This window comes from Nostoc sp. FACHB-152 (genome assembly GCF_014697475.1).
Classification (GTDB): Bacteria; Cyanobacteriota; Cyanobacteriia; order Cyanobacteriales; family Nostocaceae; genus Nostoc_B.
In genome coordinates this window covers 51,572-67,971 of record NZ_JACJRV010000034.1, presented here as the reverse complement: position 1 = coordinate 67,971, position 16,400 = coordinate 51,572, and the positions used below count along the sequence as shown (strand labels likewise).

Annotated in this window: 12 protein-coding genes; 2 read left to right on the top strand and 10 right to left on the bottom strand. The window is 39.5% G+C overall.

Translation table 11 applies throughout. The features are described 5' to 3' along the window. Positions 1–151 precede the first annotated feature (151 nt). The 8 genes from H6G76_RS20930 to H6G76_RS20895 form a co-directional block, all read right to left on the bottom strand. Positions 152–961, bottom strand: coding sequence for a DUF3598 family protein (locus H6G76_RS20930; protein WP_190704953.1), 810 nt, complete (start codon positions 959–961; stop codon positions 152–154). A gap of 133 nt (positions 962–1,094) precedes the next feature. Beyond that, the gene (locus tag H6G76_RS20925) at positions 1,095–1,997 is read right to left on the bottom strand and encodes an ABC transporter permease (RefSeq protein ID WP_190704950.1); all 903 of its coding nucleotides are present in this window, start codon (positions 1,995–1,997) and stop codon (positions 1,095–1,097) included. Positions 1,998–2,167: 170 nt separating this feature from the next. Beyond that, a complete protein-coding gene (locus H6G76_RS20920) occupies positions 2,168–3,880 on the bottom strand; it encodes a diflavin flavoprotein (RefSeq protein ID WP_190704947.1) in 1,713 nt (570 codons plus the stop codon). A 252-nt stretch (positions 3,881–4,132) separates the two neighbouring features. Next, a complete protein-coding gene (locus H6G76_RS20915; protein ID WP_190704945.1) occupies positions 4,133–5,038 on the bottom strand; it encodes a peptidoglycan-binding protein in 906 nt (301 codons plus the stop codon). A 425-nt stretch (positions 5,039–5,463) separates the two neighbouring features. Then, the gene (locus H6G76_RS20910) at positions 5,464–7,185 is read right to left on the bottom strand and encodes an NAD+ synthase (protein WP_190704942.1); all 1,722 of its coding nucleotides are present in this window, start codon (positions 7,183–7,185) and stop codon (positions 5,464–5,466) included. A 76-nt stretch (positions 7,186–7,261) separates the two neighbouring features. Next, the gene (locus tag H6G76_RS20905; protein WP_190704939.1) at positions 7,262–8,008 is read right to left on the bottom strand and encodes an NrtR DNA-binding winged helix domain-containing protein; all 747 of its coding nucleotides are present in this window, start codon (positions 8,006–8,008) and stop codon (positions 7,262–7,264) included. After that, positions 7,969–8,568 (bottom strand): nicotinate-nucleotide adenylyltransferase, encoded by a 600-nt coding sequence (locus tag H6G76_RS20900; protein ID WP_190704962.1) that lies wholly within the window; start codon positions 8,566–8,568, stop codon positions 7,969–7,971. The genes H6G76_RS20905 and H6G76_RS20900 overlap by 40 nt, the downstream gene beginning before the upstream one ends. Positions 8,569–8,572: 4 nt before the next feature. Then, positions 8,573–9,970: a nicotinate phosphoribosyltransferase gene (locus tag H6G76_RS20895; RefSeq protein WP_190704936.1), complete on the bottom strand. Its 1,398-nt coding sequence runs from the start codon at positions 9,968–9,970 to the stop codon at positions 8,573–8,575. Between the two features lie 399 nt (positions 9,971–10,369). Here H6G76_RS20895 and H6G76_RS20890 point away from each other — a divergent pair, with 399 nt between their 5' ends. Then, a complete protein-coding gene (locus H6G76_RS20890) occupies positions 10,370–10,522 on the top strand; it encodes a hypothetical protein (protein WP_190704932.1) in 153 nt (50 codons plus the stop codon). A 130-nt stretch (positions 10,523–10,652) separates the two neighbouring features. On the opposite strand, the gene H6G76_RS20885 is transcribed toward H6G76_RS20890, so the two are convergent. Both H6G76_RS20885 and H6G76_RS20880 read right to left on the bottom strand, forming a co-directional pair. Next, positions 10,653–11,849 carry an acyltransferase gene (locus H6G76_RS20885; protein ID WP_190704931.1) on the bottom strand — a complete coding sequence of 399 codons (1,197 nt, stop codon included), beginning with the start codon at positions 11,847–11,849 and terminating at the stop codon, positions 10,653–10,655. A 397-nt stretch (positions 11,850–12,246) separates the two neighbouring features. Further along, on the bottom strand, positions 12,247–13,233 hold the full coding sequence (locus tag H6G76_RS20880) for a zinc-dependent alcohol dehydrogenase family protein (protein ID WP_190704928.1): 987 nt from the start codon (positions 13,231–13,233) through the stop codon (positions 12,247–12,249). Positions 13,234–13,808: 575 nt separating this feature from the next. On the opposite strand from H6G76_RS20880, the gene H6G76_RS20875 reads away from it, so the two are divergent. Next, positions 13,809–16,166, top strand: a complete 2,358-nt coding sequence (locus H6G76_RS20875) for a WD40 repeat domain-containing protein (protein WP_190704926.1) — start codon at positions 13,809–13,811, stop codon at positions 16,164–16,166. The last annotated feature ends 234 nt before the right edge of the window (positions 16,167–16,400 follow it).

Sequence of the window (16,400 nt, the reverse complement as noted above, 5' to 3'; positions counted from 1 at the left end):
AAAGCGATTGAAAATGCTTTTAACCAAGTCTCTTTAAATGATATTTATAATTGGTTTACCCATTGTTGCTACTGTACTTCTTTAGACTGAGAAACGCTATAAATCACTTCAGCAGTATAAGGGGAGTCAGATGAAATAGTATCAAAACCGTTTACACCTTTTGTTCAGTCACCAATGTAAGACTCACCCATTCACCTTTATCGCTATAGCTACGAACCATACGCTGGCGAAGATTAGGTTGAATTAACCAACCCACTTCTAAAAATAAAGGTTGACGTAACTTTACTTGCAATGGAGATGTTGCGGAAGCACCGTTAGGTAATAGTAAAACTTGCACCTGATTTTGCGGATTTTGGTCAAAACTAATGATAGAACCATTGATAGTTGCTGTTGAAGTGATTGTTCGCTCCCCAAAAGTCAAGCTCTGCAATAATCTTCCAGTGTCATCTAAATGCAATTTTAAAGTTGAAGTGTAAGTGTCGGGCGATCGCCAGTCAGGATATATCGTGATAGCCTCACCACGCCATTCTCCCAACAAATCATTTACTGATAAGGGAGGGTTTTCTACTGGTTCTGTTCCTGCTAAATGTTCACGAATTAAAGTTAGTTTATCTAGCTGTCCGTTTTTATCAAATAATTGAACTAAACGTAAGCGGCGATTTTCATTAATTAAACCGAGTTCTGCACCAAATTCGGTAAAAGGTGCTAACTGAATCGAACCTTGGGAAAATGCGCCATTTTCAAAAAAAAGTGTAGTCTTAGCTAGAGAACTGTATTCTAGGACTAAATCTTCCTGCCCTTCGCGGCGAACAATTTGGCGGATGGTTTGATTATCGTTCAATCCTTCTAAGGAAACTACGCTTTTAACATCGTTCAAGAGCGCACCTTGGGGTGAAACTCGAGTGAAAGAACCTTGCCATTCACCGAGATTTTGTAATAAAGATGCCCATTGAGATTTCATGTTATTTAGCCCTTGGTCATTTGTTATTAGAATTCTTGCACGAATTTTGAAAAACAAGAATTTTAAGGCTCACGCAAAGACGCAAAGGCGCAAAGAGTATTAATAAAGATCATCGATGACTCTTAACTATTAACTATGCTTTAGCAAATCGATGTACTGCAAATAAGCTTCCTATTAATCCTACCGTTGCACCGAAACTTAAGAGAATAAGCGGTAATAATAAAATTTGTGAGGGTGCAAGTTGCAAACCATTAGCTATAAATTGGATAAATTCTGGTTGATTAGCCAATAACTTGCCTAAAAATTGTTCAATCACCGAAATAAAAGCCCAAGCGATCGCACCGCCAACCAAACCAAACAAGATTCCTTGTAAAATAAACGGCAGATAAATCCATGCAGAAGTTGCACCTACTAGTTGCATAATCTCAATTTCGTGCCGCCGTGCTACGACAATTAGACGAATGGTGGTGGTAGTGACAGCGATCGCCGTTAAAGTCAAAATACTAGTAATTGTCACCGTAAACCAATTCAAACCTCGGTGCAACTGGGCGATGCGTTTGACAGCTTCATCTACATACTGCACCGTATTCACTCCCTGCAATTTAGCTAGATGAGTCGCTAAAACTGGTACTACTTGAGAATTGCGCGCTTTTACTTTCATCTCATCAACTAACGGATTTTCGCCTAGCTGCTGAGTAGCACCGTCAATATTCGCAATTCCCAAATCTTTGACTAATTTTGGCCATGCTTCTTCTTTGGAAATGCTTTGCATCGCCACAACTTCCGGCATTTTCACGACTAAATGCTCTATACTTTTAGCCTCAACTCCCGGTTCCAAATATACAGAAACCTCCAACTGGCTACCGAATTGATTGAGGAGTTTTTCTACTTGCCAAGAAGTTTGCAGACTCAAGCCAAATAAAAATAGTAACACCGCAACAGTGCTAACAGCGGCCCAATTCATCCAGCCGCCACGCAACAACCCCAAGAATGTTTCTTTAAGTAAATAGTCAAGTTTGGTGAGAAATTTGAACACAGATTACCCCAACATCTAAAAAGTAATTCGCAATCACTCTTTATACTCGATGTGATGAAGTTTACCCATGCTATTCTCACTCAATAAAAAACGAACCACAGAGTACACAGAGAAGATATACTCTGCGTACCTCTGCGCCAACCTCAGCGTTACTCTGCGTTAAAAAACTCCTAATAATGCGTAGCTGACTTGCGATGATGCACAGCCGTCACTCCATCTTGATTTAAAACCTTACCGTTTTCTACAGTGGCATAAACCAGCCAGTGATCACCAGATTCCATCCGGTTTTTAACTGTACATTCTAAGTAAGCTAAAGCATCCGCAAGTATAGGAGAGCCATTGACACTTTCTTCAGTCGCAACATCAGCAAACCTGTCTTGTCCAGGGCCAAAGGGTTTGAGGAAATGCTTCATCAAGCCGATGTGATTGCCCTCTTTAAGAATGTTGAGGACAAATTGATTACCTGAGTGCGTTAATGGTTCTACTGCCCGGTCTTTGGCAACGGCTATAGTTAACCCCGGTGGATTAAAGCTAGCTTGGGCTACCCATGAGGCTAACATGGCACTGGCTCTATCTTCTTGTTTGGCTGTCAGCACACACAAGGAACCAACTATGCGCCCAACAGCTTGTTCGACATTCGTAGCGGGTACACTTTGCGATCGCACTTTTTTGGCTTTCTTCAGTGCTTGGGCAAAGTCAGTTCCAGCTTCTTCGCACAATTGCAGAGTCGCATCATCTGGTTTAAACTTGACGCGGATGGCATCAAAACCAAAGCGATAGCCAGCATCTTTAAGTTTACTTTCTATTAAATCAACAGCTTCACCACTCCAACCAAAGGAACCAAACACACCTGCAAGCTTATTGTTAGTTCCTGTGGATAAAACAATCCCTAAAGCTGTTTGTACTGGTGTCGGTGCATGACCTCCCAATGTTGGCGAACCCATGACAAAACCAGCCGACTTTTCCACCGCCGCGCGGATTTCTTCTGGTTCAGTAAATTCGCAGTTAATTGATTCTACAGCTACACCAGCCTTTGTAATGCCACGGGCGATCGCTTGGGCTAAAGTTGCGGTATTGCCATAAGCTGATGCATAAATTAAAGCTACCGTCAAGTCAGCAGATGTTTGCTGTTGACACCATTGACGATAAGCTTTAGTTAGCTCAATTAAGCCGTAACGCACCAAAGGCCCGTGTCCCGTCGCATATAAACGTGCTGGAAAATCAGCAAGTTTATCTAAAGCTGTTTCTACCTGCCGCGCATGGGGAGCCATGAGACAGTCATAATAATAACGGCGATCTTCATTAATTACTTCCCAACCTTCATCAAATACTTGGTCGCCGCAGATATGCGCCCCAAACATCTTATCTGTGTAGAGAATTTCGGTTTGCGGGTCGTAGGTGCAGAGTTCATCAGCGTAGCGGGGGTTAGGTGTAGGAATGAATTGCAGGTTATGTCCTTTACCCAAATCTAGGGTGTCTTCCCCCCGCATCACGATAATTGGTAAGTCTGGATTTTCTAAAGCACCGCGTAAATTTATCGCCCCAGGATTAGAACAAACAAAGGTAATTTGCGGCGCAATTTCTAATAAAGCTTTTAAAGTGGCGGCGCGGTTAGGGTTGATGTGACCGAGAATGACATAATCAATTGCTTTGACATCAATACGCTGTTGCAATGCATCCAGGTAAATTTGTGTGAAAGTTTCCCCAGGTGGGTCAATCAAAGCAATTTTGTCAGCTTGAATTAAATAAGAGTTAGCCGTAGTTCCTTTGGCTAAGGCATATTCTATTTCAAATCTCAATCTTGCCCAACTGCGCGATCGCAGTACTGTTGTATCAGTAGCAATGGGCAGTACTTGCACGTCACGAGGTTTAGTATCTAGCATAATTTTTGAATAACTTCTTTATTTTTAAGGATTTATTATGAATTAAACAGCAATTGCTAAACATGAGTCCACAGTTGCAGCAAAAAAGTACCCATTTAAATTAAAGCTTAATTTAGTTAATTGAAGGTTTTTTCTTCCCCTTTCCCCTTTAACCGAACAGTATTGATCTATAAGGCTTAAATGCTTCTTGAACCACAAGACCCCTGACTTTTTAAGAAGCCAAGGGTCTGAGCAAGTTTAAAGAGCTAAATTTTATCCGGGAAACTTCTTCAATAAATCATCGCCAGGAATTACGGTTGTATAAAAGATATAGTCATTATTAGCTACATAGCGTCGGTCTTGTTTGATGATGGACATAAATTCCCGATGGCCTTGTCGCATCCGTCCTACCAGACAGCCAGCACTAGCATTTTTAATATCATTACTGGGTGCATCATAACCCCAATGTTGATTCACAAAGAAAAGACCTGTATCTAGTTTGTCGCCAGTCCGCATAAAGTCTTTGTTAAAGTCGCGGTGAACTGTAATTGGTGCAACTTGTACTAATGCTTCGTGGCGTTCTGCATTGCCATGCATACCGACAGCCCAAGCTTTGTATTGGCCAAACTTGATTCTGGCCGCGCCTTCAGGATTCATCGGGCTTAAAGTGTAATACCGGCCTGGTTCTGTGGTCGCTTGCCAGTGATCTACAATTTTAGGAACACCATTTACTACCTCAATAACAATCCGGCGATCGTTAAATTCATTGGGTCTATCACTGTTAAGGCTCCAGTTTCCATCCATGCCCTCAACATAAACAATGTTGTATTCTTTAGACCCAGTGAATACTTGATAATTTTGTGCCAGCATATACTTCACGATTTTGCTGGCAATGTCATTACCAAGTTTTAATGGAGGTTTAGGTAAATCATCCGGTTTGGTTTCAATTAATTCTTTAGCAGTAGTTACTCCGATATAGTCTGGTTCGTTTATTTTTTTTAATTCTTGAAATTTTTTGATAGCCGCAGCAGTTACTGGCCCAAATTTGCCATCTGCGGGGGGTTCTAATAAACCTAAGCCTATTAATAATATTTGAATCTGGCGAGTTAAATCTTCATCTTTGGCGATCGCTTCAAATCCCCATTTTTCTTCTTTACCCAAAAAATCTTGTAATTTCATATTGCACCTTGATTCCCTTACCCAAAATTAAATATAAACATCATTTCTCTGAGAGATGTTGTCTGAAACTATACTCGCGGCTTCAAATTTCAGCCAAGATTTTTAGTATTACTTTACGATCCAATTCTAGGTAATTGAATTCCGTAAAAGTAGTTATCCCAATTCTCTAAAAAAATGAGGCAACACATTCAAACCTCAAAAGCCATACCATATCTGATTTTCTTAATTGCGAATTGCGAATTGCGAATTGCGAATTGGTATTAGTTAGGTATGCATTGCTTTGGCAAAGTCTGGAAATATGTTTTAAAAAATTAAGGCAATGTCTACCGCACTCAGTTACAAAATACACATTTCTAATAGACTTTGTAGGGTGGGCATATTTTAAAAAATTAAAGCAATGCCCACTTTGTCCAGATTTATCAAGTTTATTCCTTAGATGCCAAGGTAGAGGTAGGCATAGATCTTGCTTGATAAGCATTTTTGATTGCTACCCAGCTACTAGCAATTGGCATTCGCCAGCCAGTCCCAAAGGCGCGGTCGGTAATTTTCAATCCGGGGGGTGCTTGTCGCCGCTTAAATTCAGCACGGGCAACCATATGAATTACTCGGTCTACAATGATTGAGTCGTGACCAGCTGCAACTATTTGGGCTGCTGATTGATGGTCATGAATTAGACGTTGCAAGATATCGTCTAAAACTTCGTAGGGGGGTAAGGAGTCTTGGTCAACTTGGCCAGGTTTGAGTTCCGCACTGGGGGCTTTGGTTAGGACATTCTGGGGAATAACTTCGCCATGACGATTTAACCAATGGCAAATTTTATAAACGCGAGTTTTCGGAACATCAGCAATGACAGCTAACCCGCCGTTCATGTCGCCGTAGAGGGTACAGTAACCAACAGCCATTTCTGACTTGTTACCTGTGGATAATAAAAGATAGCCAAATTTGTTGGCGATCGCCATTAATAAGTTACCGCGAATCCGGGATTGAATATTCTCTTCGGCGATGCCAAATTCTGTGCCAGCAAACAAATCAGCGAGACTTTGATCAAAGCCTTGCATTAACTCGCCTATGGGTAAGATAGTAGTTTCAATTCCGAGATTTTTTCCTAATGCTAAGGCATCATTTACAGAGTGTTCGGAACTGTAAGGAGAAGGCATGAGGACACCAAGGACATTCTCTTTACCGAGTGCAGCAGTTGCGATCGCTGCTACTAATGCCGAATCTACACCGCCACTTAATCCTAATACGACTTTAGAAAAGCAGCATTTCTTTGCATAGTCTTTTACACCTAAGATTAAGGCTTGCCAAACTTCCTCTTCTTCTGATTCGCATACAGGGTTTAAAGAACTTAACTGTAAATCTCGTTGTGTCTCGTTAAATTCAACATTTACTAAGTCAGTCTCAAAACCACGAACGCGACACATAATTTCACCTTGGTCATTCAAGGCGAAACTATGACCATCAAATATTAAATCATCATTACTTCCTACTTGATTAACATAGATCATCGGTTGTTGAAAACGCACTGCGCTATGCTTGAGCATAGTTTCTCGAAACTGCGGTTTGCCGACGCTATAAGGCGAAGCTGATAAATTGATAATTAAATCTACACCCAAAATTGCTAAGTCTGCAATCGGGTTAGCTGCGTAACTACGTTTGCCCCAAAATTCTTCGTCATTCCATAAATCTTCGCAAATGGTTACGCCGATATCGACACCATCTAAGGTGAAATAATTAGCTTGTAAACCAGGTTCAAAATAGCGGTGTTCGTCAAATACATCATAAGTAGGCAAAAGCCGCTTGTGAAACATTTGCTTGACTTTGCCTTCTTCTAACAAAGCCATACTATTAAATAAACTTTTACCGCCAGTGATCTGCGATTTAGTATTGTGGTCAACAGTTCCTACTAAAACAGCTAACTTGGGTGGCAAGTCTCTGGCTAATTGTTGTAATGTCATCTCCATAGAAGACACAAAACTGGGATTGAGTAATAAATCCCTTGGTGGATAACCACACAAAGAAAGTTCTGGGGTTAACAATAAACGTGCGCCTGTCTTTACCGCCTGTTGTGCTGCTTGGAGAATTTTTTGGGAGTTGCCAGGTAAGTCACCAATTGTAGGATTAAGTTGAGCGATCGCAATTTTCATAGTTATTTGTCATTAGTCATTTGTCATTGGTCAATAGCCAAAAATAAATTACTATTGCCTATTGCCTATTGCCTGTTTAAATAAACACCAAAGGTTTATCTTTAAATGGTGCAAAAGCTTCAGCATCGAATTTATATAAACTAGCTGGGCGACCAGCACCCCGTGATACCTTTACTCCGGTATCGCACAAAAAACCTAATTTGAGTAGACGCGCCCGAAAATTAGAGTAATCAGAAAAGTTGTCGCTTAAAACTGTGGTGTACAACTGATACAAATCGTTTAAGGTAAACATTTCTGGTAAAACTTCAAATGCAACCGGACTGTACTCTAATTTATTTCGCAGTCGTCTGTGACCATAAGCTAAAACTTCATTATGGTCGAAGGCTAATTGTGGCACTTGTTTAATTGGATACCAAGCAATTCCAGAGACTTTATCGGCAATTAATTCTGCTTCTTCAAATCTGACGAGGGCAAAATAACTAACTGATAAATAACGCACGCCATAACTATCAGTTGCTTCCCGCGGATCGCGATTTGGCCCGCCAAAGGTATACAACTGTTCTAAATAGAGATTGTTGACTCTGATTTTCTCGGCCATGATGCGATAGGCAGCATCTTCTAAAGATTCGCCTTGACGCACTAACGTACCAGGAAGACTCCACTGATTTAAAAATGGTTCTTGCTGTCGCATGACTAAGAGAACCAAAAGTCGATTTTGAGTAGTATCTACAGAAAAAATTACATTATCAACACCTACTTTAAAATCAGCCAAAGGTTGTTGATCTAGCGGAGTTGAAATCTTTTTGTGGTTGCGTCCTGGCATTTGTACAAATGCTGTTGATGAATATAGGCAACAATGGGAGCTATGAGAGCTTCAGTATCTCCATGTTCACGATAGGCTGTCGAGGAGACATTTAGACCCATAAGGCTGGCGATCGCAATTTTTCCTCCGAGTTTCTGCACTGCCTCTAAGGTAGATTCTTCTAGCGCATATCCTGGTCGTGGCACAATCAAAAGTTGCACTTGCTGTAATAAATCTTCAATTTTATACCAGCGTGGTAGTTGATTGATTAAATCTGAACCAATTACTAAGGTGTATTCAGCTTCTTCGCCCCAATGCTGTTTCGCCTTTTCTACTGTTTCCAGTGTCCGCCAGCTACTCAAATCTTGTGCTACTGCAACATTGTGCCGTGGTGCTTCCATATCGGCAATTAACAGTCGCAGCATCGCCGCCCGATGTTCTAAAGGCGTTTGATGAGATTTAAACGGATTATCCGCCGCCCAAACCGCTACCCAATCATAACGTTCCGACAACCACCTTAAAATCTCTTGATGCCCAGCCGTTGGCGGATCGGCACTTGTACCAAATAAAGCAATTCTCATCATCTTACTTCGCACTCTTTGTGTCCTTTGCGGTTAGTCTCTTCGTCTTCTCCGTCAACTCCTGCAACTGTGCAGAAATCTCCACCTGTAAACCAACAGGATTCGACAACCGCCGTGTCTCCTCTGGTAAACTCGCCACCGAAATCGCAGTTCGTTGGCGAATTTCTGCCAAAGTTTCTGGCAATTGCACCCGTTCACCTTCTTTCATTACCAATTGCAGTAAAGGCGTTTCTGATTGCGGTGTTTCTGTAACTAACCCCAACCTGTCAGCTTGTACTTTACCCCCGACAAACGACCGAAAAATCTGCTTGCGTCCTGGGTAAGTCCCCTTACCACTAGACTGCTTCATCACTGGAATGCCATCCATTTCGACAAGCTTGTAAACTCCGTTAACAGGCGTACCTGTAACCAGTCGTGTCCCCAAACCATAGCCATCAATTACAGCCCCAGCCGCCTTGAGTCTGGCAATTTCCCATTCATCTAAGTCGCCACTAGCTAAAATCGGCACATTTGGTAAAAGCGATCGCACTTGTTTTGACAAACTCACCAAATCACCAGAGTCTAGTCTGACTCCCGATAATTCCAATTCTCCAGCATTGATTTTTGCCGCTAACCTTTCAGCAGCCGCGATGGTATCGTATGTGTCAATTAATAATGGCGCACCCGGAAAATACCGATGAAACGCCGTAAAAGCTTCTGCTTCACTGCCTTCCATTGCTGATAACGCCATAACTAAGGCGTGAGCCATAGTACCACTTGGTTGTTGCCCTAACTGTAGGGCTGCTAACACATTGGAGGTGGCATCTAATCCGCCGGCTAAGGCTGCCCTTGCTGCCCACAAAGCACCTTGGGGGCTGAATGCCCGTCGTGTACCAAACTCTAAAAGTGTGGCTTTTTCTCCAGCAATATCACGTAACCGTGCTGCCCTGGTGGCAATCAAAGTTTGATAATTGAGGGTATTTAATAGATAAGTTTCTACCAGTTGTGCTTGCCATAATGGTGCTTCAATTCGCAACAATGGCTCATTAGCAAATACGGCTGTGCCTTCGGGAACTGCCCAGACATCGCCTGTAAATTTTCCTGTCTCTAATAATGACCAAAAGCGATCGCTTGCTTTAGCAAAAATTCCGGTTGCTTGTAAAGCCGCAATTTGAGCATGATTAAAACTTAACTTTTCTAAATATGCTAGAGCTTGCTCTAAACCCATTGCAATTAGATAGCCAAAATTTTCTGGCGATCGCCTCACAAATAACTCAAAACTAGCCCGTTTTTGTTCTAATCCTTCACCGATATAACAAGCTGTCATTGTCAGCTGGTAAAGGTCTGTAAGCAAGCTGTAATCAGCCGCAGAGAGTGTCAGGTCTTGGTGCTGGTAGCTTTCCAAGTCTGGGATAGTTGCCATGTAAGAGTGTCCTTACAAGAATGCTACTTTCATATTATGGTAATTTTTACCATAAATAATGTCAATAGGTCGAAAAAATTAAGTAATAACCTGCCATAAATCGGGATGAACGCAGGGAAATAATTATATATTATGCTATTATTTAATATTTTTTAATAGTTTATTATAGTAATATCCTTCGGCTTATTTGTGAAATAAATGAGTGAAAGCAAAGAGTTTTGATATAATTAGAATTAAAGATAGAAGTTCAAATTGTTGGCAATCTAAAGTATTGCGAAGCTATCTGAAAAAGTGTTGCACAAGTTGTCAATATATTGAGAATATGAGCAAGGTGAGAATATCAGAATTACAGTAGAAACATAACAATTAAACGGACTCAAAAATAAGGAGTCTCAGATTATGGATATTTCCAAAATCCTGGCAAGCGTAACCCAGTACATTTCTGAAGCCGCAATGCGAATTTTTGGCCCTACTGATGATCAGTATCCCAATACTGGGGTACAGCCTTTTACAGGCGAACCTTATAACAAAGATACAGCCGATAATTGGTAGATAGTAGCCCATTCATTTAGAAGTGAAGAACAAGCTTGAGTTAAAGGCGTTAAATATTAACATAATGATCATCAGATCAAAAAAGTAGAGACGTAGCATTGCTACGTCTCTACTTTTTCATGAGAAATATCTAGGCTTGATTTAAATTTCTACTTTTTACCCAAGACATGATCAATTTTCTGAGTTTGTCTGTTTTCGCCTCGGTGAAATAATATATTACAACCGCATACAAAAATACAAATGCAACTATCCCCAGAGCTAAAAGTACGTGAAAAACATCTGGTTCCCAAGGGCGATCGCCAATGATACAGGCTCTAATAAAGCAAAGTATAGGCAAATGAACCAGATAAAGAGTATATGAACATCCTGCTAAACCTTGAGCAAATTTTTCGTATAATCCTACTTTTTGGATTTGGCTACGGTCATTAGCTAGAAAATATATCAATACAGCAGTAGCAATACCTATGATAAAGTCTGCTACTTTTTCACTAGCTACGAAATTCTCAATTTTTAAACTAATTACAAGGGTAAGGGTAGAAAAGAAAATCAGTAAATTCAAAATTATCTTTCTACTAATATATCTAGAAGTAGAACCTATACTAACTAATGCACCCATTAACCAAACAATAAAGTAAAGTCTAATCTCTGAACCTACCATTAATAATATGGCTGAACTTAGAACACCATATAAAACACGTAATTTTAGAGATTTAACACAAACGCATAAAATAATTGCTGGAAAAAGTATATAGTACCAAAATTCATAAGCTAAACTCCAAACTGCTTTATCGGAACCAAATTCGTTTACAAATATTTTTTGAACAAACCCAATGGTTCCTAAGAAATTTTGCCAAGTTAAACTTTCCCAAATTTTATATGTTGCTAAAAAATTATTATGGAACTTTTCTCCATAAAAGCTATCTTGACCAGTACCAAAAATTTTTATCCCAAGCAAGTCCCAAAACGCAGTTAAAAATAAAGCCGGAATTAAAACAATATATAAACGGGTTAAGCGAGTTATTAAATAGTTAACCCATGACCATTGTTTTTGCTTAATTGTTCTGATGACGCTAGCAGAGATAAAAAAACCACTGAGAACAAAAAAAATCATCACAGATTGATGTCCTAATCCTGTAAAGAAATAGAACCTTTTATTGAAAAAAGTAGGATTGGTAATTTCTGAATAATCTACAAATAATAAAAATCTCATATGGTCAAGGAGAACTAGTATAGCCGCTAATCCTCTTAACAAGTCTAGATGAACTGACCATCGATAATTTCTAATTGAAGGAATACTGTAGATAGGCTGAGTTTTTTCTACTAACATCTTTGTTTATGGCAATAAAAAAATTTTAATGGAAGCAGAAACTTAATCTAGGTTTCGCAATGCATGATTTATCAAGTGAATACCAGGTTTTGCTATTTAAGTAATGCGCCAATTTCCCAAAGCACTAAACAAAATAAAGATCAATATTTTGTAAGCATTATTTAAGCTATTATGTCTAACAGCCTTTTTGTGCCTAATTCTTAAACACAGAACAAGTCAAAGAAGCATTATTGATAATTAAAATCAAAAATAAATATATATTTAGCTGTGTTCTGAGGTCTATTAAAACCGATAACTTTACTGAAATTTATTATAAATTTTATCTCAGCTTTACTGAAAGGATTTTTATTTGATTAGTTAAATTTCAGCCTGAGAAAAAAGTACAAGTCTATTGTTTTTAATCAATTATTAAAACTGCGGAACCTTCAATTTGACCACTGCGAAGCGCATTCAAAGCTTGATTTGCTTGGGTTAAAGGGAAAGCAGTCACCGCAGTACGGATAGGAACTTTAGGTGCTAAGGCGAGAAATTCCTCCCCATCTTTGCGAGTTAAGTTAGCCACAGACCGCAACATCCTTTCTTGCCAAAGAATTTCATAAGGAAAGGACGGAATATCGCTCATGTGAATACCTGCACAAACGACGGTTCCACCTTTACTAACTGCACGTAAGGCGGTTGGAACTAACTTACCTACAGGTGCAAAAATTATCGCTGCATCTAAAGGTTCTGGTGGTAAAATTTCTGAGTCACCTGCCCAAGTTGCACCAAGTTGACGGGCGAATTTCTGTCCGGCAATATCTCCTGAACGGGTAAAAGCAAAAACTTGACGACCTTGATAGTGAGCCAGTTGAATTAAAATGTGAGCAGCAGAACCAAAACCATAAAAACCAATTTTGTCTGCATCGCCTGTCATGCTGTAGGCACGATAACCAATTAAGCCACCACACAACAAAGGTGCAGCTTGCAAATCAGGAAAGCTAGGATCTAAGGCAAAGCAAAAGCGGTGGTCAGCGACAGTATATTCTGCATAGCCGCCATCTAGGTTATAGCCAGTAAACTGGGCAAAATCGCACAGATTTTCACGACCGGAGAGACAGTAACGGCAGCGATCGCAAGTATGCCCTAACCAAGGTACTCCAACTCGTTGACCTACATAAAATTTATCAACGCTGGTTCCCATAGACTCAATAGTACCGACAATTTGATGTCCAGGTACTAAAGGTAATTTTGGATGAGTCAATTCTCCATCAACTATATGCAAATCTGTACGGCACACAGCACAAGCATGAACACGAATCAAGACTTGTTCAGGCTGAGGTTGCGGTATCGGTAACTCAACTAGGTGCAGAGGTTGATGGGGTGCATCTAAAAGCATTGCACGCATAAGCAGTTATCAGTTAACAGTTATCAGTTAGCAGAGGTTGATGCGGTGCATCTAATTCTAATTTACTTGTTGATTATGGAAATAAGTTTCGTTTAACTGCAAAATTTTCAATTATGCAGGCTTTTAAATTTTTACTAAAAAATTGGTTTCCTTAATTTTGCTGCTATCTTAGACTGAAATCACAGTTGCGATCGCTAGATAAAACGCTCATAATTTTTTTATAGGATTATATTAAGTAGGAGGAAGGCACAAATAAACTTAACTAGATAAGTCTTGGGCAAAATAGCTAAAAACCTCTTCCCTCCTGCCCTCTGCCTCCTGCCTTTTCCTAATTACAATTATTTATGTCCCTCTACTTATGATTCTCTCTCTGCTATTTGAGCATGGTTATTATTGCTTAATAACCGCCATAAACATTGAATTTAGAGTTATTGGCAAAGATGAGTCCGGTAAGTAGTACTATAAATTATAGTGATTAATTTCTCTGATGAATCTCATTTTATTTAATGACAAGCTGCTACACAAATTTGTTTGCTACAAAAACTTAAGGTTAATTATCTAACAGGAATCCCTTTATGGAACAAGGGTTAAGATTACTAATTCAACTAGTGCTAGAGTTTGCACCTGTGGTTGTAAATTTAGTACAAAAGAGAACAGAAGAAGGGCTGGCTACAACTACTTATCAATTTCCGAAAGTCATCGAAGAGGTGCTTGAATTCGTCAGCATTACAACTAATAATAAAAATGCTGAAGAAGAATTTCAACAAGAAAAAAATCTCCAAAAGCAATTAGCTGTTTACCACCGAGAAACGCAATTACAAGTAGCACAGCAACAGAGAGATACATCTCTTCAATTACCAGAGATGAATAAAGTTCTTGATAGCTGGCCTTTAAGGTTATACCCTTCCCAAATTTTAGGAAATCATCATCACAAACATACGCCACTAAAAATTTTTCTGGCTCCTCCGCAAATTAAGTTTGACCAGTTTGAGTCTAATCATGAAGAAGTTTCCGAAATAGAGAGAACTTTAGCTGAGGGTTTGCGTGAGTTTATTAATACAAATTACTCTTTGCATGATCCTCTCCGACCAACAGAATTCTTAGCAGGAGCTTGGGATAGTAAACGTTTTCATAGTGAATCTAGCATTAAGGCTTTGTTTAGTATGTTAAAAACAGAGCCGATTTTAGTATTAGAGTCAGAGCATGATGGTGATTATTTAAATTTTCGCATTGCTTATTGGGGTTTAGGACAAGAAAATTATTTTTATAAGACAATTTCTCGCCTAGCTTATAAAGATATTATTCAGGAGTTTGCTAAAAGTCGTGCCTTAGAGTGGAAAAAAACTAGAGATGAACTAGTAACTATAGGAGAAGACATAGAAGAAATTAATCAGCTAGGTGGTGATAATATTCAGAATTTGGCAATTTTAGAAAAGTTAGAAAAATGGCAATCTAAAGGTATTGATACTAGTAAATTGTCGTTAAAATACCAAATTAATCATCAGGATATCGCTAAATTTAGCCAAGTTTTAATTACCTGCCACTGCTTAGTTGCTGCTTGGGTAGTAGATGCTTATCACCTAGTTCATCATGATGTACAGCCTTTGTTACCCCAATTGCTGCCTAGTTTGCTGAAAGATACCCGATTGTCAGATACACAGACAATGGCTGATGACAACTTACTCAGGGTATATGCTACAGGTTACCAACAAGTTTATCAGGCTCTGGAAAAGGAGCGGCGTTATTGGGTGCCAGAGTTGGCTTTACAATTAGCACAAAGTTTAACCCATCTGAGCGATCGCACTTGGGCGCAGGAACAGGTAGACTATTCAATCACGACATGGTTGGAGTTGCGCCAAGTTACCACTGGGGAATTTTTACATCCATTACAGGCAATGCAATCTGCAATCAAAATCGAAGATCAGGAGTATATCTATAAGTTAAAAGAATATTTTACAGCAGTAGGCGATCGCCAAAATAGTGCAGCTGTAGACCAACTTTTAGCAGCCATTGCAAATCTGAAACACAAACGCACTCTAGAATCTCCTGAACTCATTCATACCTTAACTGGTCATTCCGGCAAAGTTACATCTGTAGCGATTAGTCCTAATAGTGAGATTTTAGTTAGTGGCTGTGCTGACCAAACTATTAATATTTGGAATTTGCCAAGCGGAAAACATATCCGCACCCTTACAAGTAACTTAGGTGAAGTTTCATCAGTAGCTATTAGTCCCGATGGTAATTTTTTAGCTGTTGGTAGCTGCCAACATCCAAGAAGTAATGTTACAGTTTGGAGTTTAAAAACTGGTCAATTAATTCACACACTTTTAGGACATCAAAAACCAGTCAATGTTGTAAATATTAGTCCTGATGGGCAGATTCTCGCTACTGGCAGTAATAAAATTAAAATTTGGAACTTGCATAAAGGCGATCGCATTTGTACACTTTGGCATTCAGCTGCTGTTCATGCTGTGGCCATCAGCCCCGATGGTAGCATTCTAGCCAGTGGTAGTTCCGATAGCAAAATCAGACTGTGGAACCCGCGCAACGGTGATCCAATCTGCACACTTGCAGGTCATACAGGCGAGGTACAATCAATTGCCATTAGTCCTGATGGACAACTTCTGTTTAGCGGTAGTGCCGATACAACTATTAAAATTTGGCATTTGATCACAGGCAAACTCTTGCATACTCTTAACGGCCACTCAGATGCAGTGAAATCAATTGCGATTAGTCCGAATGGAGAACTACTGTTTAGTGGTAGTGGCGATCGCACAATTAATATTTGGCGTATTTCTACAAATGAAATACTATATACACTCACGGGTCATTCAGGTACAATAAGCTCTCTGGCTCTTAGTCCTGATGGGAAGTTTCTTGTTAGTGCTAGCTCTGACAAAAAAATCAAAATTTGGCAAGTAGTTACTAGCTAAAACTATTCGATATTTAAACATATAATTTCTAGGCTGGCGTAGAGGTTTTTCTAACTCTGCGTCTTTTTATTTTTATAGATTTATTTAATTTCAATAAGATAATTATATCTATTAAACCAAACTAATATACAGCAAAAAGCATATCAATTAGCACAGTGTAAAAGCGTGAATACCAATAATATTAATGTTTTGCGAGCAGTACTTATGCAACCTGTATCTGATTATATTTATCTA

Bases quoted from the DNA above. Each gene is read 5' to 3' on its own strand.
- H6G76_RS20930 (WP_190704953.1), bottom strand. From the start codon at position 961: ATGAAATCTCAATGGGCATCTTTATTACAAAATCTCGGTGAATGGCAA.
- H6G76_RS20920 (WP_190704947.1), bottom strand. From the start codon at position 3,880: ATGCTAGATACTAAACCTCGTGACGTGCAAGTACTGCCCATTGCTACT.
- H6G76_RS20915 (WP_190704945.1), bottom strand. From the start codon at position 5,038: ATGAAATTACAAGATTTTTTGGGTAAAGAAGAAAAATGGGGATTTGAA.
- H6G76_RS20910 (WP_190704942.1), bottom strand. From the start codon at position 7,185: ATGAAAATTGCGATCGCTCAACTTAATCCTACAATTGGTGACTTACCT.
- H6G76_RS20905 (WP_190704939.1), bottom strand. From the start codon at position 8,008: ATGCCAGGACGCAACCACAAAAAGATTTCAACTCCGCTAGATCAACAA.
- H6G76_RS20900 (WP_190704962.1), bottom strand. From the start codon at position 8,568: ATGAGAATTGCTTTATTTGGTACAAGTGCCGATCCGCCAACGGCTGGG.
- H6G76_RS20895 (WP_190704936.1), bottom strand. From the start codon at position 9,970: ATGGCAACTATCCCAGACTTGGAAAGCTACCAGCACCAAGACCTGACA.
- H6G76_RS20890 (WP_190704932.1), top strand. From the start codon at position 10,370: ATGGATATTTCCAAAATCCTGGCAAGCGTAACCCAGTACATTTCTGAA.
- H6G76_RS20885 (WP_190704931.1), bottom strand. From the start codon at position 11,849: ATGTTAGTAGAAAAAACTCAGCCTATCTACAGTATTCCTTCAATTAGA.
- H6G76_RS20880 (WP_190704928.1), bottom strand. From the start codon at position 13,233: ATGCGTGCAATGCTTTTAGATGCACCCCATCAACCTCTGCACCTAGTT.
- H6G76_RS20875 (WP_190704926.1), top strand. From the start codon at position 13,809: ATGGAACAAGGGTTAAGATTACTAATTCAACTAGTGCTAGAGTTTGCA.